This window comes from Cryobacterium sp. TMT3-29-2 (assembly GCF_004564305.1).
GTDB classification, from domain to species: domain Bacteria; phylum Actinomycetota; class Actinomycetes; order Actinomycetales; family Microbacteriaceae; genus Cryobacterium; species Cryobacterium sinapicolor.
Window position 1 is genome coordinate 1 of sequence record NZ_SOGK01000003.1, and the last position, 1,070, is coordinate 1,070.

General features: G+C 67.5%; 1 pseudogene. It reads right to left on the reverse strand.

The features are described 5' to 3' along the window. Window positions 1-1,023: pseudogene (locus E3O67_RS00170) on the reverse strand (IS256 family transposase); the annotation flags it as partial. Window positions 1,024-1,070: the final 47 nt, after the last annotated feature.

Below are 1,070 nucleotides of genomic sequence, written 5' to 3' on the forward strand. Positions count from 1 at the left end.
CGTTCCTGTGGGTTGTTGGACCAGAGCTGACGCCAGATCTCCTTCGGGAACCCGGTGAACGCGAGCACGTCCGCCCGGGCCGCCTCGAGGTGGGTGGCGACTGCGGGGAGCTTCTCCTCCAGGGCGTTCAGGACTCGGTCGAACTGTGCGTGGACGGCGTCCGCGTCGGGCTGGTCGTAGACGCAAGTGGAGCAGGGTCTTCACCCACGGCCAGCTGGACTTCGGGGCCGCGGACATCAGGTTCGCGGCGTAGTGGGTGCGGCAGCACTGCCAGGTGGCGCCGGGCAGGGTCGCCCCGATGGCGGCCACGAGGCCGGCGTGAGCGTCGCTCGTGACGAATTTCACGCCGGTGAGGCCGCGTGCGGTCAGGTCGCGGAAGAAGCCGAGCCAGCCGGCACCGTCTTCGGCGCTGGTAACCTGCAGGCCCAGGATCTCGCGGTGCCCGTCCTTGTTTACGCCCGTCGCGAGGAGCGCGTGGACGTTGGCGACACGGCCGCCCTCGCGCACCTTCAGCACCAGGGCGTCGGCGGCCACGAACGTGTAAGGGCCGGCGTCGATGGGTCGGGTGCGGAACTGCTCGACCTGTTCGTCGCGGTCCTTAGCCATGATTGACACCTGCGACTTGGACAGGCGGGTGATGCCGAGGGACTCGACGAGTTTCTCCATCCGCCTGGTCGAGACCCCGAGGAGGTAGCAGGTCGCCACGACGCTGGTCAGGGCGGCCTCGGCGCGGCGACGCCGCTCGAGGAGCCAGCCTGGGAAGTAGGTGCCGGTGCGCAGCTTCGGGATCGCGACGTCGAGGGTGCCGGTGCGGGTGTCGAAATCCCGGTGCCGGTAGCCCGTGCGGGAGTTGACCCGGTCGGCGGAGATCTGGCCGTATTCGGCGCCGCAGACGGCTTCGGCCTCGGCGCTCATCAGCGCGTTGATGAACGTGGTCAGCATCTGGGGCATCAGGTCCGGGGAGGCTTGCTCGAGTTGTTCGGACAGGAAACGGGCAGGGTCAATAAAATGGGGTGCGGTCATCGCGTGTACTCCTTCGGAAAAGACTTGATCGGTCTTTCCAAGAATCA